Source organism: Bacteroidota bacterium (assembly GCA_005882315.1).
Lineage (GTDB): Bacteria > Bacteroidota > Bacteroidia > Chitinophagales > Chitinophagaceae > VBAR01.
In genome coordinates this window covers 587424-604985 of the sequence record VBAR01000003.1, presented here as the reverse complement: position 1 = coordinate 604985, position 17562 = coordinate 587424, and the positions used below count along the sequence as shown (strand labels likewise).

The 17562-nt window shown below is 37.6% G+C and carries 16 protein-coding genes and 1 pseudogene; 11 read left to right on the top strand and 6 right to left on the bottom strand.

All coding sequences use genetic code 11. The features are described from left to right. The first annotated feature begins 1 nt into the window (after position 1). Positions 2-550, top strand: coding sequence for a GNAT family N-acetyltransferase (locus tag E6H07_16100; protein ID TMI62923.1), 549 nt, complete (start codon positions 2-4; stop codon positions 548-550). Between the two features lie 35 nt (positions 551-585). Here the strand turns inward: E6H07_16100 and E6H07_16095 are convergent, their stop codons facing one another. Beyond that, positions 586-876, bottom strand: a complete 291-nt coding sequence (locus E6H07_16095) for a hypothetical protein (protein TMI62922.1) — start codon at positions 874-876, stop codon at positions 586-588. Between the two features lie 316 nt (positions 877-1192). Here E6H07_16095 and E6H07_16090 point away from each other — a divergent pair, with 316 nt between their 5' ends. The 3 genes from E6H07_16090 (at position 1193) to E6H07_16080 (ending at position 4917) form a co-directional block, all read left to right on the top strand. Next, positions 1193-2434, top strand: coding sequence for an MFS transporter (locus tag E6H07_16090; protein TMI62921.1), 1242 nt, complete (start codon positions 1193-1195; stop codon positions 2432-2434). A gap of 14 nt (positions 2435-2448) precedes the next feature. Next, positions 2449-3714: an aminotransferase class V-fold PLP-dependent enzyme gene (locus E6H07_16085; protein ID TMI62920.1), complete on the top strand. Its 1266-nt coding sequence runs from the start codon at positions 2449-2451 to the stop codon at positions 3712-3714. A 72-nt stretch (positions 3715-3786) separates the two neighbouring features. Then, complete coding sequence (locus tag E6H07_16080; protein ID TMI62919.1) at positions 3787-4917, top strand: Rieske 2Fe-2S domain-containing protein; 1131 nt, start codon at positions 3787-3789, stop codon at positions 4915-4917. Positions 4918-4921: 4 nt separating this feature from the next. On the opposite strand, the gene E6H07_16075 is transcribed toward E6H07_16080, so the two are convergent. The 5 genes from E6H07_16075 to E6H07_16055 all read right to left on the bottom strand — a co-directional run bounded on the left by E6H07_16075 (position 4922) and on the right by E6H07_16055 (position 11199). Next, on the bottom strand, positions 4922-6628 hold the full coding sequence (locus tag E6H07_16075) for a cytochrome c (protein TMI62918.1): 1707 nt from the start codon (positions 6626-6628) through the stop codon (positions 4922-4924). 176 nt (positions 6629-6804) lie between these two features. Next, positions 6805-7443 (bottom strand): hypothetical protein, encoded by a 639-nt coding sequence (locus E6H07_16070; protein ID TMI62917.1) that lies wholly within the window; start codon positions 7441-7443, stop codon positions 6805-6807. A gap of 267 nt (positions 7444-7710) precedes the next feature. Beyond that, positions 7711-8289 (bottom strand): hypothetical protein, encoded by a 579-nt coding sequence (locus E6H07_16065; protein TMI62916.1) that lies wholly within the window; start codon positions 8287-8289, stop codon positions 7711-7713. Positions 8290-8381: 92 nt separating this feature from the next. After that, positions 8382-9887 carry an NAD(P)H-hydrate dehydratase gene (locus E6H07_16060; protein ID TMI62915.1) on the bottom strand — a complete coding sequence of 502 codons (1506 nt, stop codon included), beginning with the start codon at positions 9885-9887 and terminating at the stop codon, positions 8382-8384. Positions 9888-9939: 52 nt separating this feature from the next. Continuing rightward, positions 9940-11199: a beta-lactamase family protein gene (locus tag E6H07_16055; GenBank protein TMI62914.1), complete on the bottom strand. Its 1260-nt coding sequence runs from the start codon at positions 11197-11199 to the stop codon at positions 9940-9942. A 102-nt stretch (positions 11200-11301) separates the two neighbouring features. Here E6H07_16055 and serA point away from each other — a divergent pair, with 102 nt between their 5' ends. From serA to E6H07_16020, 7 genes and pseudogenes are all read left to right on the top strand, one after another. After that, on the top strand, positions 11302-12537 hold the full coding sequence (gene serA, locus E6H07_16050; protein ID TMI62913.1) for a phosphoglycerate dehydrogenase: 1236 nt from the start codon (positions 11302-11304) through the stop codon (positions 12535-12537). A gap of 176 nt (positions 12538-12713) precedes the next feature. Further along, on the top strand, positions 12714-13049 hold the full coding sequence (locus tag E6H07_16045) for a 2Fe-2S iron-sulfur cluster binding domain-containing protein (protein ID TMI62912.1): 336 nt from the start codon (positions 12714-12716) through the stop codon (positions 13047-13049). 126 nt (positions 13050-13175) lie between these two features. Further along, a complete protein-coding gene (gene iscX, locus E6H07_16040) occupies positions 13176-13415 on the top strand; it encodes a Fe-S cluster assembly protein IscX (protein ID TMI62911.1) in 240 nt (79 codons plus the stop codon). 97 nt (positions 13416-13512) lie between these two features. Beyond that, positions 13513-14034, top strand: a complete 522-nt coding sequence (locus E6H07_16035; GenBank protein TMI62910.1) for a 3-deoxy-D-manno-octulosonate 8-phosphate phosphatase — start codon at positions 13513-13515, stop codon at positions 14032-14034. Between the two features lie 95 nt (positions 14035-14129). Beyond that, positions 14130-15650, top strand: a pseudogene (maf, locus tag E6H07_16030) (septum formation protein Maf). 98 nt (positions 15651-15748) lie between these two features. Beyond that, a complete protein-coding gene (locus E6H07_16025; protein TMI63091.1) occupies positions 15749-17005 on the top strand; it encodes a DUF2851 family protein in 1257 nt (418 codons plus the stop codon). A gap of 11 nt (positions 17006-17016) precedes the next feature. Then, entirely contained in the window at positions 17017-17562 is a 546-nt protein-coding gene (locus tag E6H07_16020) for a hypothetical protein (protein ID TMI62909.1), read from the top strand.

Sequence of the window (17562 nt, the reverse complement as noted above, 5' to 3'; positions counted from 1 at the left end):
TATGCTACAAATAAATTTTGATCCATTTCCAGAACTAAGTTCAACAAGATTGTTATTGCGGCGATTAACAAAAGCCGATACACAGGGGCTGTTTACTTTACGTTCCGATGAAAGAGTAATGCAGTTTATTGGAAGAGAACCAGCAAAGACTCTAGATGAAATTGAAAAACTAATTGAACAGTTTAATGAAGGGATTGATAAAAATGAAGCTATCCTTTGGGGAATTGCATTAAAGGAAGATCCGCAACAGATAATCGGTACTATTTGTCTCTGGAATATGCAGCCGCATAATTATCGTACAGAGATAGGATACATCCTTCGTCCTGATCATTGGGGAAAAGGAATTATGAAAGAAGCTATCCGGTTAACCGTAGAGTACGGATTTGCTTCCCTTGGTCTTCATAGTATTGAAGCAAGAACTGAAGCAGGTAACAAAGCTTCCTCTGCATTACTTGAAAATACAGGCTTTGTAAAAGAAGGTTACCTGAAAGAAAATAATTACTTCAAGGGCAAATTCACGGACACAATTATCTACTCCAGGTTTCAGTAGACTTTGCCCGGCCAATAAATTAATATGAAAGTTGATTAAAGAACGATCACACTGTTGCTGCCACCGAAATCATTGGCAACTTCTGTGTCAGCCTGGGGCTCGTTCAGCCATTCGTTACCGTCAATAAGGTATTTGAATTCGTGTTTGGTTTCTTTTGGAAGATTCAGTTCAGCTGCGAAGCTGCCGTCTTTCTTTTTTGTCATTGCAACAGGTTTTTTCCAGTCGCCATTCAGGCCTAATATTTTGATTGATTTTGCATTCTCAGCTTCAAAAGAAAATTTCACTTTGCAATAATCTTTTGTTTTGTAGTAGGTTTTCTGTACCATGTTTTAAAATTTAACAGGTTTAATAATTCAGTTCACAAATTAATTGCCGCAGTTTGATACCTGCTTTTTACAAAAGTAACCCCGGCTTATAAAAGAAAAATAAAAATCAACCAACACTTGTTAATTATTTGGTTGTGAGAGCGGACTTTTCAACAATGAAAATGAAATTGTGGATATTTCATGGGAAAATATTTTGGCTTGAATGAGAATCGGAATGGTAAAGGATAGTTTATATGTTTTTCCCAAAGCCGAGATTTTTTTTATTCAGGTTACCATTTAAACCATATTTTTAATTGATTGAATTGAATAAGTAAACATGCAGCCAAAACAGTACGGATTGCTTTCATTGCCAGTGATCGTTGGTTCATTGGGCTTTTTTGTAGATATCTACGACTTGTTGTTGTATAGTATTGTACGTATCTCAAGTCTTTCCGACCTGCATGTAGCAAAGGATGATATGAAAACAGTAGGAGAGTCTATAATTAGTTGGCAAATGATTGGACTCGTCATTGGTGGCATCATTTGGGGAATACTCGGCGATAAGAAAGGACGCAAGAATGTTTTATTTGGTTCAATATTGCTTTATTCATTAGCATCTATTGGAAATGGATTTGTTACTGATGTTGAACAATATAAATGGCTACGTTTTATTGCTGCATTGGGTTTGGCCGGTGAATTAGGCGCAAGTATTACTTTGACAAGCGAATTGTTGCCAAAAGAAAAAAGAGGATTAGCTGCCACCGTTATTGCTACCAGTGGAGTAATGGGAACGATCGCTGCTTATTTTATTCATGACTTAAGTGGTAAAGACTGGCGGCTTTGTTATTTTATCGGTGGTGGAATGGGTTTGATGTTACTTTTTTTGCGGATACGGATTTTGGAAAGTGGTATGTATGATTTCGCAAAACAAAAGAATGTACAGATGGGGAATATTTTAATGTTGCTGAAAAGCCGGGAACGATTCTTTCGCTATCTGCGTTCAATATTCATCGGCTTACCCGTGTGGTTTGTAATTGGAATATTGATTGGTTTTTCAAATGAGTTTGCTGAACGGTTCGGCATAAAAAATTTCGATCAGCCAAAATCATTGATGTTACAGTATGTGGCGCTGGCTTTTGGTGATATTAGCGCCGGGCTCATCAGCAACTGGATCAAGAGCAGGAAAAAAACCTTGTTGATCTATTATGGCATCATTACAATCTTTATTGCTTTATTTTTTATTACAAAAGGTGGCGGTAGCGCAACAAATATGTACTTGCTTTGCATGGGATTAGGTTTTGGCTCTGGTCTTTCTGTTTTATATATCACTATGAGTGCAGAACAGTTTGGCACCAACTTACGGGCAACGGCTGCTATCTCTATTCCGAATATGGTACGTGGTTTTTTGCCGCTGATAATTTTATTGTTCCAGTATTTAAGAAATAATGTTATCGTTGGAGAAAATTCATATGTAACGGCAGCATGGATAACCGGCATTGTTGTTTTAGCGATTGGATTTATTTCAGCTTTGTATACAAAAGAAACTTTTGGTAAGGATCTGAATTTTGTAGAGCATTAATTTTATTTTCTTTTATGAATAAAAGAAACTTCATTAAAAATATTTCAATTATGGGAATGGGAATACCTGCTGCAAGCCAGCTTGAAAAGCTCATTGAGCAATACGAACATCTTTCGCCTTCTGCACTGGCTGAAGATGAAAAGTTCTGGGAAGGTGTAAGAGGTGGTTATAAACTAAAGCCTGATTACATCAACCTTGAAAATGGATATTACAGTTTTATGCCCCAGGAAACGCTGGAAAATTACATTAGGCATATTCGTGAAATAAATTTTGAAGCTGCTTACTACATGCGGACAAAGCGGTTTGATGATAAAAAGATAATGGCAGCAAAGCTGGCTGAACTCGCCGGTTGCTCAACAGAAGAATTAATTATTACAAGAAATACGACCGAGGCATTAGATACTGTTATCGGTGGCATGTATTGGCAACCCGGCGATGAAGCCGTGATGGCCGAACAGGATTACGGAGCTATGCTCGATATGTTTAAGCTCGTTGCAAAGCGTCATGGTGTCGTAAATAAAATTGTTTCCGTTCCCAATCATCCTGCATCAGATGATGAAATTGTAAACCTTTACGCATCTGCTATTACTCCAAAAACAAAACTGTTGATGGTGTGTCATATCATCAATATTACGGGACAAATATTACCGGTAAAAAAGATCTGTGATATGGCCCATTCAAAAGGAGTAAAAGTATTGGTAGATGGAGCACATGCATTTGCACATTTCCAGTATAAGATCCCTGATCTTGGTTGTGATTTTTATGGTACCAGTTTACACAAATGGTTAAGTGTTCCATTGGGCGCAGGATTTTTATATGTAAAAAAGGAAAATATAAAAGATATATGGCCGCTGCTGGGGCCAGGACAGGATAAAAAAGATGAAGATATTTATCGTCTCAATCATACCGGTACACATCCTTGTCATACTGATCTTACAATTTCAGATGCAATTGATTTTTATCAAAAGCTCGGGCCTGCAAGAAAAGAAGAAAGACTTCGATACCTGCAACATTACTGGAGTGATAAAGTAAGAAGCATACCCAATGTGATATTAAATACGCCGGCAGATGATCAGCGTTCATGTGCTATTGCAAATGTGGGTATCAAAGGAATGAAGCCGGCTGATCTTGCAGAAACACTTTTAAAGAAATATAAAATCTATACTGTAGCAATTGATTATGCTAATGTGCATGGTTGCCGCATAACACCGAGTGTATATATTACTCCAAAAGATCTGGATGTGTTGGTCAAAGCCATTAAAGAGCTTGCTAGTCAGTAGTTATTTACAAAAAATATATTTCAGATAGTCCTTTATTTTTCTCAACTTACTAGCTGCGTAAAATCTATTACTATGGAATATATCAGGGTGTGCTCCGTTTCAGAATTACCAAACAATAGTCAGAAGATTGTACAATGCGGCCCGCACAAGGTTGCGTTGTTTCATTATAATAATGAAATATCTGCCATTGCAAATGCATGTTTACATAAAGCTGGTCCGCTGGGTTTAGGTTTGGTGGAAAATAAATATGATGGTTTGTATGTTACCTGTCCGTGGCATGGTTGGGAGTATAATATTAAAACCGGTTCTGCACCTCCGGGTTATAAAGATCAGCAGGCCGTGTATGAAGTAAAAATTGATGGTGATGATATTTTACTGAGTGCTCAACCTATTAAAAAAGCTCATCGTGAATTACATGATCTGAAAGTAATAGAAGACCTGGTGAAGTTGGATTACCTGACAACTCCAGGATCAAAAAATATTCTTGGTATCTCCACTACCAATATGAATGATAATTTACCTCGTTACAGCACCTCAGAAGCCGCATTAGATATGGCATTAAAATATGCAGAGGAAAAACATGGTGCTGTAACTAAAATGATCAAACTGCGTGATCTGAAATTCCGCGCATGCGAAGGTTATTACAGCCAGCATATGAATGCATGTACATGGCCATGCAGTATCACCGAAATGAAACCTAACGATGGAATGACGGAGGTTTACCGTGATATGATTCTCTGGGCCGATGTTTTACTCGTAGCAACGCCGATTCGCTGGGGTAATCCGTCTTCACTGTATTTCAGAATGGCAGAACGACTGAACTGCGTGCAAAACCAGATAACATTAAAAGATAGAGTGTTGATAAAAAATAAAGTGGCATCATTTATCATTACTGGCGGACAGGATAATATTCAGCAGGTAGCCGGTCAGATGATGGTCTTCTTTACCGATCTCGGTTTTACATTTCCACCTTTTAGTTTTTTGGGTTGGAGCAGAGGATGGACAGCAGAGGATATGGATAAAAACGTAATGCAGTTTAAAAAAAGCGAATACATACAGCGTACATCAAAAGAAATGGTAGACAATTGTCTTGAAACATTGGTGCAGATAAAACATATTAATACAGAAAAAATGAAAGCACCAAAACCACATAAAGGAGATTCATTGACTGCCGATCTGGTAAACCCGGATATGAATGTGTAATACTTTATTTTTTATTTACAGATGCTACCGGCTTTGTAAATGAACCAATGACTCCCTCATCGCATTCACAACTACAATTTTTTGGCTTAAGTTGTTCGGCATCTTTTAGCCCTTTTTCAATATCTTTTAGCTGTTTATCTGCAAAGCGGATAGAATCTGCATTGAGTGATGGTTTAACTGTAACATTCATTTGATTTACCCCTAATAAAGCAATTGCCCGGTCAAATTCTTCTTTCGTACTTTCTTTTACTTCAACTTCAAGTTGCTGGCGTAGACCTGTTCTAAATTCTTTTAAAGCATAACCGACCTTATCATTTTTTTCTGATACAGCCAGTATAAATGCTGTTTCATTTTGGGGTAAAGGCAGTTTCCCATTTACATTAAAGAATGCAAACTCTTTTGGATTTCTTTCTGCCGGGCCACCCTGGCCATACACTTTATGGGAAGGAATGATCAGGAAAATATTTACCCTGTCCTGCCATTCACCGCTAAGGCTTGCAAATAACTCACTCTCTTTTACATTCTCGTCCCGTTCGGGTAATAACATATCAATATTGTACCAGCCGAATGTTTCAATGCGGAATTGATAATAGGTAGCATTATAGTTTTGAGGAGACACTTTCCAGTTATAATAATCAGCATTATTAACTGTATCATTAGGGTTACCCCAGGTTGGATCAGGAATTACCTCGGCCATTACGCCATTTTCCTGGATCAATTGTTCTCTTTTTTCTTTTGTTGCATTTTCCAGTTTTGTCAAAAACTGTTTACGATCTATATATTTTATACAACTGTCAACACAATCATCGAGGTAAGCATGAGCCGGCATCGGTAGATTTTTACGATTGCTTTCCAACTGAACATATTTGTAGATACTAACAAGGTCTTCCCGGGAAATAGTAAATGACGGACCGGCATTTGGTGTCATGCTCCATAGATTGCATGCATAAATTTCTTCTGCATGATAATACCGGTGTTCAGGATATTTTTCACGCAATGAATATTGTTTTTTTTTAGCCGTATCAACTTCTCTTAGCTCAGAAGAAATGCTCGATGCACTATCGGTATTGGATGGATAAGGGCCATGTGCCCGGAATCCCCAATAGTTTTCCTGGTCAACATCGGGAAAGCGATTAAGAAAATGAGCAAGATCAGGTGCAGTTACACTTGAGCCTATGCCATGACAACTGCTACAATTTTTCTGAAACAGACCTTCGCCCTGGTTAATGGATGCTATTTGACTATTCTCCGGTAACTCAGTTGGTTCTATCCAATTTAATTTTCCATCGGCGGTTGTTTCGCCTTTGTACAATTTCATTTCATTGCTGATATTGTTTGAAGGAACTGCAACCTGTATACCTTCATTGATAGTTACATTTTGTCCGTTAGCAGCATTTATGTATATCATACCGCCACTACTGAGTGGTTGGCCGTTGGTAGTTGTTGTAAGACCTGCTTTAATAATATCAGCCATTGAATAAGCTTCTTTAATCTCCAACTTCACCGGTTTGCCATCAGCAGAAGCTAATACTCCTTTCGGGATCTTTAAGATTGCTCCTTTAGCTGTTTGTAAAACTGTATCCCTGTCTGTATTTACAGTAAACTGTTCTGTTTTTAGATTTTCTAAACTGAACAGATCTGTTTGTTTGGATTGATCGCAGGCAAAAAATAAAACTGCTGTAAAGAGTAGTGCAGTAAAAATGTATTTCATGAGCAGGGGTTTAAAGTGAGATGCTTATTGATACCCATTTGCATAAAATAGTAACCTTAATATTTTTCTATAGCGTATTTTTTTGTAGAACTCTTGTCGTTTTTTAAAATTTCCGGGATGCCGGCCCGGTGGCATCCAAAAGTAGGTAAACTTAATCGGCTCTTATCAATCCAGCGTTACATACTGATCGGTTCGCATTTTATTTTTGAAATATCAGTATTCAAATCGATGCGGTAATAAATATCATCATCGCCCTGGCCGAATTTCTTATCACCGTTTTTATCTGCCTTCCCTTTTACCAGGATCATCTTTTTATCTTTTGAAACAGTCCATGAATAAACATGAAAGCCCTGGGGTGTTATTTGTTTCAGGTTATCACCTGTTTTTGTGGAAAGAAAAAGATATACGGGATCATCTGAGTTGAGTGATTTATCGCCGTTGAAATTTTCAGTTCTTGCCAGGTAAACAATATGCTCGGGTAATAAATTCGGTGATGATGCAGGCTCAGGTTTGTAATCATAATAACGGGGAATACTAAAACTTGAGATAAGAGCTAATTGATTGAATAATTTTTTTGTCTGGTTTGTTTTGGAATTATAAAAAATTATATTGGTATAACTTCCCCATGCATAATAGTTAAGACTTTTTCCATACGCTTCTTTATCATCATTATCAAAAAGCTTTGGTATCACAAAATATTCAGAACTGTCGATTTGAAAAGGATCAGAATAGTTTGTTTCGATCTTCTTGTCCTGGCCAAAAGTGGGAATAGAAATGAGTACTGCAAATAGCAATAATAGGAGTAGCTGTTTCATATACTTTGGTTTTGGGATTAATTGATGATTCTGAAGTTAAAACTAAAGCTGAATAAAAAATACAGCCAGTTTCTAAAAACCATTTTTTTGGTTTTATTTAAGAGTTTAAATGCAGAAAGACTCAATCTTAATTTGCCATCTTCATTCTTTAAGAGTCTTGTCATCCCGAGCCAAGTATGTTTGTCACTTTGAATTTAATAACTCTAAGGGAGGGATATCAGACTTGTTGATCTCTGAGATGCCTCAACTGCTAAATTTATAAATTAGCTACCAAAATTTCCAGAATGGCTTTTTAGATTCTTCAAATTGGTAACGATTGTAACTACCACCAGTAATTTCTTTTGTGTCAAGATTGAAAGAGAAATTCACCCATTCGTCAGAGTCATGCATTGGGTCGTAAGAAAGTCCAGTTACAATATTATTATTAACATTAAGTTCTTCTATTCCGTCCCATGAAATTCTTTGGCTTCTCCATACTGTCGCATCATTATTTATGATTACTAAATCAGTAATATCTACCGCAATAAATCTCCCGTCATTTGAAGGAATTAAATCTGTTATTGCATATCCAAAAGTGGAAACAGGTTTTTGCTGGGCAGGTGTCATTATATAACCTTGTCCATTTGCAATAACTACAATTTTGTCGGTGTTGGGTATCTCGAAAACATTTCTATACTTTGTCCAACCAGTTTTAAAATTTGCAACCCAATTGGTTCCGTCATCCTTAAAAAAACGAACTACAAGCCCCTCATGATAAAATTCCACACCGTCTTCCGATATAGGAATATACATAGGTCCGGAAGTCGGAAGTCCTTCTAAAATTTCGTATTTGTTTTGAATTTGCATGTATCCGACAGTGTTGCTATTAACTCTGCAATTTACACAATGACTGGTATAAATTTCTACTGTAGCAATGTAATTTTATGCGACATATACTCTCAATTTCCTATCTTCTTAAACGCTTCACCCAAACTCTCTGCAATATCACCAGCAATCATTGCTTCCTGTGAATATTTTTTAGCAGCAAAATCTCCGGCTAGTCCGTGAAGATAAACACCGAGTATAGCAGCTTCCACTTCACCATAGCCTTGTGCAAGTAATGCAGTGAGAATACCTGTAAGCACATCGCCACTGCCGCCGGTAGCCATACCTGCATTACCGGTGCTGTTAAAAAATCCTTTGCCGCCGGGAGTAGCGATAAATGTATGATGACCTTTCAATACTATTACCAGTTTATGTTCTTTTGCTTTTTGCTGTACTAATTGTAATGTTTCAAAATCATTATTTGTTTTTCCAAACAGTCTTTCAAATTCTTTTGGATGCGGCGTAATGATAGAGTAGGGAGGAAGCTGGGTGAAGAGATCTTTATTATTTGCAAATAATGTCAATGCATCCGCATCTGCTATCATTGGCTTTTTAAATTGTGCAACTACACTTTGCAATAACTGGTAATGGCTATCATATAAACCAATGCCCGGGCCAATGCCGACCGAATTAAAACGGGCAAGTCCTTCAGTGATCTCTATGTAATCTTTAAATCCACTGATGCTGCACATCGCTTCAGGAACTGATTCCTGCATGATCTCATAACCTGTCTTCGGTACATAACATGTGAGTTTACCAACACCACTTCGTAAACAAGCTTTTGCTGCCAACACAGCGGCGCCCATCATACCTGTACTGCCAGCGATCAATGCTGCATGACCATAATTGCCTTTATGTGTAAAACGATTGCGGGGTTTATAGATCGCTTTGATGATCTCTGTATCTGTTATTTCATAAGTAGTGAACAGGTCATCATAAAACTGCTGATGCAAACCAATATTCAATATATGTACATCACCAACTGCTTTTGCATTCTCACCAACAAGAAAGGCAGGTTTATAACATTGAAAACTTAAAGTGTCCGTAGCATGTATTGTTGTATTTCCTTTCGATGACTCATCGGGATATAAACCCGATGGCATATCAATGCTGATGATCTCGCAACCGGATGAATTAATATAGTCAATTAGTTTTTGTGCAAGCCCTTCAACAGGGCGGTTCAAACCTGAACCAAATAATGCATCAATAACTATTTCTCCATAACTAAACTGGGGAAAATGTTCTTCGCCTTGTATGTAATGAATATCAGCAACCGGTTTCTTTTTAAGCTTGGTAAGATTTTGCTGAAAATCATCAGTGCCCGGTACACCGGTTTCAAGAATATAGACAGTAACAGTATTATTTTTTGAAGCAAGTAATCTTGCCATTGCCAAACCATCGCCGCCATTATTTCCTTTGCCACAAAAAATAGTAAACTGTTTACCTGTATAATTATTTTCCACTAACCATTTTACGCAGGCTGTTGAGGCCCTCTCCATCAGTTTGAGAGATGTGACAGGTTCGTTGGTAATGGTATACTTATCCCATTCTTTTATCTGCGCCGAATTAAGAATCTTCATTGGTATTTAATTCCTACCAAAGTTCAGTAAAGAAAATTCAAAAACGAAATGATTATTTCTTCTTCTTTTTTGAATTTATTAGCTTATTAAGCTCCTTCACAGCTTGAGTTTTTTTAGCTGTATCCTGAGCATCCAATTCTTCTTCAGGTATTGGTTCATTTGGGAAGTAAGGGCCAAAAATATTATAACATTTAATAACAGCCTGGTAGGGTAGCGATGATTGACGATTACCCAATACAATGATCACTGCCTTTTCATCCGTTAATCTTGCAAAGGCGGAATTAAATCCATGCCAGCGACCATTATGGTAAATTATGTTTTTGCCGGTTGGTAAATTCATCATGCGCCAACCCAACCCGTAATTATGAATAGATGGATGTTCATGGCTATAAGGTGTAAACGCTGAATCAAGCAGAGCTTTGCTGATCAATTGATCGGTGTATAAAGCCTGGTCCCATTTCAACAGATCTCTTGGAGTAGAGAAAACATTTTTGTCACCATAGGTTCCTTCCAAATTATCATATACCCAGAGTCTGCCGCCCGGCGTGAAAGACATAGTTACTCTTGCAGAATCATTCCATGTAAAAATAAAAGTATTTTTCATTTGGAGCGGAGTAAAAATAGTTTGCTGCATATAATCCGGAAATGGAATGCCGGTAAGTTTTTCAATGATCATAGCAAGCAGTACAAAATTGGTATTAGAATAACTGAACCGTGTACCTGGTTTAAAATCTGCATTTGGTTTTTCATTCATTAAAACATCCAGTACATCCTGGTTGTAGATCATTCTTTTTTTAGCGAGACTGCTGCTAGATATAAAATAAACATAGTTGGGTAGCCCGCTGCGGTGGTTTAGCAACATCTTTACAGTAACGGAAGGATAAGGAAAACCCGGAAAAAATGTTTGTAGCGAATCATTAAGATTCAGTTTACCCTGCTGAACTAAACGTAATGTAGCGATCCCGGTAAAAGTTTTTGAAGTAGAAGCGATATGAAAAGGAGTTTCTGCATTAATGGAATCAGTGCCTCTCAGGTCTCTCAGGCCTTTATATTTTTCATAAAGGATATTGCCATCCTTTGCAACTAATATACCGCCATTAAAATTGCGGGTTTGTAATATTGTATCTATGATCCATGACATATGCCTGTAATATATCCTGAACTGATCTTGATTTAGTTTACCTGGCGTCGGCGGATAATAACTTAATGAGTCATCTGTTACCGGTGTTTTACTTTCGCCGGTTTTGTCAGAAAAAAGAGTGCAGCCACATAGTAGAACCAGCAGTACAGAAAAAGGGAATCTGTTTTTCATTGGGATTGATTTGAATTACTTCAAAATTAAGGTTTCAAACCTTATTCACCCTAACATCTGTTTTGAATTTTTTTCAACAGATATGCGCATCTTTGCGCCACAATGGAACCAGCTAAAACAAGTTACCCTAAAGACAAGATCAAAATTCTTTTTTTGGAGAATATCAGTGACGTAGCAGTAAAGAGTTTTAAGCAAAACGGGTATGTTCAAACAGAGAAAATAACCAAGGCTCTCACCGAAGAGGAACTGATCAAAGAGATCAAAGATGTTCATATCCTTGGCATCCGCTCCAAAACGCAGATCACAAAAAATGTATTAGAGGCTGCAAAAAAACTGCAGGCTATTGGTTGTTTTTGTATTGGTGTAAACCAGGTGGATCTGAAATCGGCAACTAAGAATGGTATAGCCGTTTTTAATGCACCTTATTCAAATACACGTTCAGTGGCGGAACTTGTGATTGGTCTTTCCATTATGCTTATCCGTCGCATACCTGATAAAAATAAAGCTGCACATGATGGCATCTGGATGAAAGATGCAAAAGGCAGTTATGAATTACGTGGAAAAACGCTGGGCATTATTGGTTATGGAAATATCGGCTCACAAGTAAGTGTACTGGCCGAAGCGATGGGCATGAAAGTATTGTTTTATGATATTGAAAGAAAATTGCCGTTGGGTAATGCAGAAGATGCAAGATCATTAAAAGAGTTGTTAGGCAAATCAGATATTGTAACGATTCATGTTCCGGAAACAGATCAAACGAAAAACTTAATTAATAAGACAACACTTAAGCAATGTAAGAAAGGCGCCATACTCATTAACTATGCAAGGGGAGAAGTAGTAGACCTTGATGCGCTGCGAAAATTTATGATCGATGGTCATATTGGCGGTGCAGCTATCGATGTATTTCCATGGGAGCCGGAAAAAAATGGCGATCATTTTCAAACACCGATGCAGGATGTGCCAAATGTTATTTTAACACCGCATATCGGCGGCAGCACGGAAGAAGCACAACAAAATATTGGTGATGATGTAAGCTCAAAGCTTTTTAATTACCTGGAGAAAGGGATCAGTTATGGTTCACATACAATACCGGCATTAGCGTTACCACCGCAAGAAGGAACACATCGAATTTTACATATTCATGAAAATGTTCCCGGTGTACTTTCAGAGATCAATACACAGCTTTCAAAACATAATATCAATATTCTTGCACAGTATTTAAAGACCAATGAAAGCATTGGCTACGTGGTTTTGGATGTAGATAAGCGTATCTCCGGCCAGGCACAGCAGTTACTTAAAGAGGTGAGGGCTACGATAAAGGTGAGGCTGCTTTATTAAAGCGAGTAGCCAGTGGCGAGTAGGGATTGCATTGACTTCTATGACATATCTGACCATTTTGACTTTACTCTCTGCCGGCTGCTGACTGAATACTGCTGACTGACTATCTTTTCCCAAACAAGTAACCCCTTTTATTCTCATATCCATTAGATTTGCAACCCAATTAAAGACGAAGCATGTACACGGTAAAACTGAAATTTGAGCAAAAAGGACTGGAGCCTGTAATTTATAATAATGTTGAAGAGGGGCAGAGTTTGCTGGAACTCGCTTTAAAAAATGATATAGACCTGCATCATAATTGCGGGGGTGTTTGTGCCTGCACCACCTGTCATTTATATATTGATAAAGGAATGGAGTTTATTGACGAAATAACTGATAAGGAAGAAGATTTTATAGACAGGGCTGTTAATCCAAGATTGAATTCACGGTTGGGTTGCCAGTCATTATTAATGGATGGTGCCGGCGAAATAGAAGTAACCATTCCTGACCAGACACAGTTCCTGGGAGAGTAATTTGCGAATTTGCGGATGTGTAGATTTGCGAATGAATTTCAGGTTGAAGGAAATATTGAAATATAAATATTTAAAATCATGGCTTATTTGCACATCTGCAAATCTGCACATTCGCACATCAAAACTATGACTCATTTTGAACCCCCGATAAATTGGAACGATTACGAAGACATTGCATTGAAACTCTATGAACGTTTTGGCGATGATTTCAATGAAGGAAAAATTTATCGTGTCCGTTTTACTGATTTGCTGGAATGGGTATTACAGGTTCCAAACTTTCAGGGCAAACGTGAAGAAAGCAATGAAGGCCACCTTGAAATGATACAAAGCTCATGGGTATATGAGTGGAGGGATAACCAAAAATAATACCCCCATCCCCTAAAGGGGAGTAATGAAACCTCCGGATATTTTTATACATTACGAATTATTTACAAATTAAAATTCCCCTTTAGGGGTTAGGGGTATGAACGTTCTTGAACTCTTTTCTAAGATCACCACATTTGTTTTTGATGTTGATGGCGTACTGACTGATGGTACAGTACTCGTATTGCCCAATGGAGTGCAGGCAAGACAAATGCATATCAAAGATGGATTTGGATTGCAAATGGCAACCCGGAATGGATTTAAAGTAGTGATTGTTTCCGGCGGTACATCAGAGCCTGTTGTCGATCGTTTGAATAGATTGGGAATTACAGAAGTGTACATGACGGTAATTGATAAAAAAGAATTCTTAGAAACCTACATGAATAAAAAAGGCCTGAAGTGGAATGAACTGCTTTACATGGCTGATGATCTGCCCGATCTTGAAGTAATGAAACACTGCGGTGTCAGTGCCTGTCCTGCAGATGCTGTTACGGAAGTAAAAGATATAGCTCATTATATTTCTCCGATAAATGGTGGCTTCGGTTGTGTAAGAGAAGTAATTGAAAAGGTGCTGAAAGTACAGGGCAAATGGAATTACGGAACTGATGTTGTATCGAAATAGTATTGAGTTCGGAGTCTGGAGTTAGTAGTCAGGACTCCCGACTCCGAACTACGAACTCCGAACTAAACAAGTTATCTTTCCCAAAAATTAACTGCATGAGATTGATCGCCGCTTTTTTCCGCATGACACGGCCCATCAATCTTTTTTTTATTGCGCTTACACAATTCTTGTTTTATACGTTTATTATTTACCCTGTATTGGAAAGAGCAGGGCAGCCCCCGGTTATTGAAGGACTAAATTATTGGCTGCTTTCTGCTGCTTCAGTTTTAATTGCAGCTGCCGGTTATATCATCAACGATTATTTTGATATCAATATTGATCTGGTAAACAAACCCAGCGGCAATGTGGTGGATTCAGTCATTTCCAGGAGATGGGCTATTCTGTGGCATTTCATTTTAAGTTTTTCAGGTGTGTTACTCAGCGCTTATGTTTCATGGAAAACCGGTTTGTGGTTTATTGTTATTCTGAATACTATCTGCGTGATGGGTTTGTTTGGTTATTCGGTTACATTAAAAAAGAAATTGTTATCGGGGAATATTCTTATTTCATTATTAACAGCATGGGTTATAATCATCCTTATGCTGGCAGAGGTCTGGAGCAGTTCTGTGCATGGCCAGGCGATAAATGCAAGAATTTTACGACTGGGGTTTTTATACGGAGGTTTTGCATTTATAATTTCACTCATTCGCGAAGCAGTAAAGGATATGGAAGATATGAATGGTGATATGCGTTATGGTTGCAAAACAATGCCCATCGTATGGGGAGTAAATGCGACGAAAGTTTATGTAGCAGTGTGGCTGATCGTTTTAATGGCTGCGATGGTAATACTCCAGGCATATGTAATTCAATTCGAATGGTGGTGGCCGATCGTTTATAGTACGGCATTGATCGTTTTACCCCTTGCTTATTTTTTGTTTCTATTGTATAAGTCAAAAACAGAAAAAGATTTTCACTTGCTGAGCACACTGGCAAAAATTATTATGCTCACAGGTATTGTATCCATGATATTCTTCAAATACTATCTTTGATTCATGCAGAAAATAATACTCGCATCACAATCTCCACGAAGAAAACAATTACTGGAATGGGCCGAAATACCATTTGAAGCGATCAGTAGTGATTCGGATGAAACTTATCCGCCCGGTTTATCACCTGAGGAAATAGCTATTCATATTGCACAGAATAAAGCATCGGTTGTTCAGGAAAAATTAGGGACAGATGATATTATACTCGCAGCAGATACAATTGTTGTGTTGGGTGAAGCTATCATCGGGAAACCGGTACATCGTGAAGAGGCGGTAAGTATGTTACTGGCATTGCAGGGTGAAAAGCACAAAGTAATAACCGGAGTTGTGATCAGGAAAGGAGATAAGGAGATCACATTCGCAGATGTTACCGAAGTAGAATTTCATTCATTGTCGGAAAAAGAAATAGAATTCTACGTAGATAAATGTAAACCTTACGATAAAGCCGGCTCTTATGCCATTCAGGAATGGATCGGCGTGGTGGGTATCAAATCTATTAATGGAGATTTTTATAATGTGATGGGTTTGCCTGTAAGCAGGGTGGTGAGAGTGTTACAAGAACTAAACCCCCAGCCCCTAAAGGGGAGTTGACATTCATTAATTTTGAAAAGTCAATTTATTCCATGGCCAACGAAATAAAACTAAAAGACTCTTCAAATCTAAGTTCCCCCTTTAGGGGGACAGGGGGTATAACCGAACGCCTACTTCAATTCATCTGGCAATTCCAGTATTTCAATAAAGGAGAATTAACTACTGTTGCAGGTGAAGAATTGCAGATCATTTTTCCCGGTCATTACAATACTGATCAAGGGCCGGATTTTACCGATGCAAAGATCAAAATTGGAAAAACAACCTGGGCCGGCAGGGTAGAGCTGCATGTAAACAGTACTGATTGGGTAAAACATAAACATGAAGGTGATGAAAATTACAACAATGTAATTCTGCATGTGGTTTGGCAAAATGAACCGGGTGATCATTCCATTCCTGTTCTCGAATTAAAGAACCGTGTTTCCAAATTATTGCTGCAGCGTTATGAAGAGCTGATGAATTCATCTTCTTTTATTCCTTGTGAAAATAGTATTCAGTCAGTAAGAGATATCACCTGGCAAAGCTGGAAAGAAAGATTGCTGGCCGAACGGTTGCTGCGCAAAGCAAAAGCTGTTGAAATATTTCAACAACAGAATAATGATCACTGGGAAGAAAGTTTCTGGTGGATGCTTGCCCGCAACTTCGGTATAAAAGTAAATGCCGATGCATTTGAAGCAATTGCAAAATCAATTCCGGTAAATGTTTTGGCAAAACATAAAAATCAAATTCACCAGGTGGAAGCTTTGCTATTGGGACAGGCAGATCTGTTGAATGAAGATTTTAAAGAAGATTATCCTAAACTGCTGCAACGTGAATATAAATTTCTTCAAAAGAAATATGATCTTAAACCTGTTCATATTCCTGTTCATTTTTTAAGAATGCGGCCGGGAAATTTTCCAACTATACGCCTGGCGCAACTGGCGGTTTTGATCACTGAGTCATCACATTTATTCTCAAAAATTAAAGAAGCAAAATCTATTTCTGAGGTAAAGAAATGGTTTGATGTAACAGCTAATGACTACTGGCATTATCATTACCGGTTTGATGAAGAGTCTGCATTCAGAAAGAAAAAACTGGGAACAACAATGATCGATAATATTATCATCAACACAGTTTGTCCGGTTTTGTTTGCCTACGGCAACTATCATCAAGAAGAAAAATATAAACTGAAAGCCTTGCAATGGCTCGAAGAAACGGCTGCTGAATCCAACTCCATTACAAAAGGATTTAAACATCTTGGAATTGAAAATAGATCTGCTTACGATAGCCAGGCATTAATTGAACTGAAAACACAATATTGTGATAGGAAAATGTGTTTAGAATGTGGAGTAGGAAACTACCTTTTAAAAAACACTTGATATAGGCTCGTATGAAATACTTATTTGCAATTTCATTTTTATTATTAAATCACTTTTTGTGGTCTCAGGAATCCAAGTTTAAGATTATTAGTGAAGTTAAAATTTCTGATAGTCTTACTTTACGAACTGGAGAGCTAATGATATTTAATAATACTTCTGCTCCAATTTGCTTAAGAGTTTCTACAACTTTCAAAGCAAAAATTCTCAGTAGGGATACTATTCGATTAAGTACAGGTTATTCCGAAAATGATTGTTTTCGTTATGATCTTTGGGTTAGCCAGGAAGATGCAGAACGTGGATTTAATGATAACCCACGTTACCCTTTAATTTTATATCCCCGTACTTGCTTTGTAGCCACGATTAGTGTTTTAATTAATTTAAAATGTAAAGATTCATGGATTGACTTTTCTTACCTCAATCAACCTGATATAGATTACAATGAATTATTAAAAAAGTATGAAAAGCATCAGGTATGGGACGCTGGCCCGAAGTTGAAATATAAAAATGGAAGAGTTTATTTCAAATCAACAATTAATCTTAAAATAAAATATGATTGA

Coding starts and splice junctions, on each gene's coding strand:
- E6H07_16080 (TMI62919.1), top strand. CDS start 3,787: ATGGAATATATCAGGGTGTGCTCCGTTTCAGAATTACCAAACAATAGT.
- E6H07_16055 (TMI62914.1), bottom strand. CDS start 11,199: ATGAAAAACAGATTCCCTTTTTCTGTACTGCTGGTTCTACTATGTGGC.
- E6H07_16100 (TMI62923.1), top strand. CDS start 2: ATGCTACAAATAAATTTTGATCCATTTCCAGAACTAAGTTCAACAAGA.
- iscX (TMI62911.1), top strand. CDS start 13,176: ATGACTCATTTTGAACCCCCGATAAATTGGAACGATTACGAAGACATT.
- E6H07_16085 (TMI62920.1), top strand. CDS start 2,449: ATGAATAAAAGAAACTTCATTAAAAATATTTCAATTATGGGAATGGGA.
- E6H07_16090 (TMI62921.1), top strand. CDS start 1,193: ATGCAGCCAAAACAGTACGGATTGCTTTCATTGCCAGTGATCGTTGGT.
- E6H07_16065 (TMI62916.1), bottom strand. CDS start 8,289: ATGCAAATTCAAAACAAATACGAAATTTTAGAAGGACTTCCGACTTCC.
- E6H07_16020 (TMI62909.1), top strand. CDS start 17,017: ATGAAATACTTATTTGCAATTTCATTTTTATTATTAAATCACTTTTTG.
- E6H07_16095 (TMI62922.1), bottom strand. CDS start 876: ATGGTACAGAAAACCTACTACAAAACAAAAGATTATTGCAAAGTGAAA.
- E6H07_16075 (TMI62918.1), bottom strand. CDS start 6,628: ATGAAATACATTTTTACTGCACTACTCTTTACAGCAGTTTTATTTTTT.
- E6H07_16035 (TMI62910.1), top strand. CDS start 13,513: ATGAACGTTCTTGAACTCTTTTCTAAGATCACCACATTTGTTTTTGAT.
- E6H07_16060 (TMI62915.1), bottom strand. CDS start 9,887: ATGAAGATTCTTAATTCGGCGCAGATAAAAGAATGGGATAAGTATACC.
- E6H07_16070 (TMI62917.1), bottom strand. CDS start 7,443: ATGAAACAGCTACTCCTATTATTGCTATTTGCAGTACTCATTTCTATT.
- serA (TMI62913.1), top strand. CDS start 11,302: ATGGAACCAGCTAAAACAAGTTACCCTAAAGACAAGATCAAAATTCTT.
- E6H07_16045 (TMI62912.1), top strand. CDS start 12,714: ATGTACACGGTAAAACTGAAATTTGAGCAAAAAGGACTGGAGCCTGTA.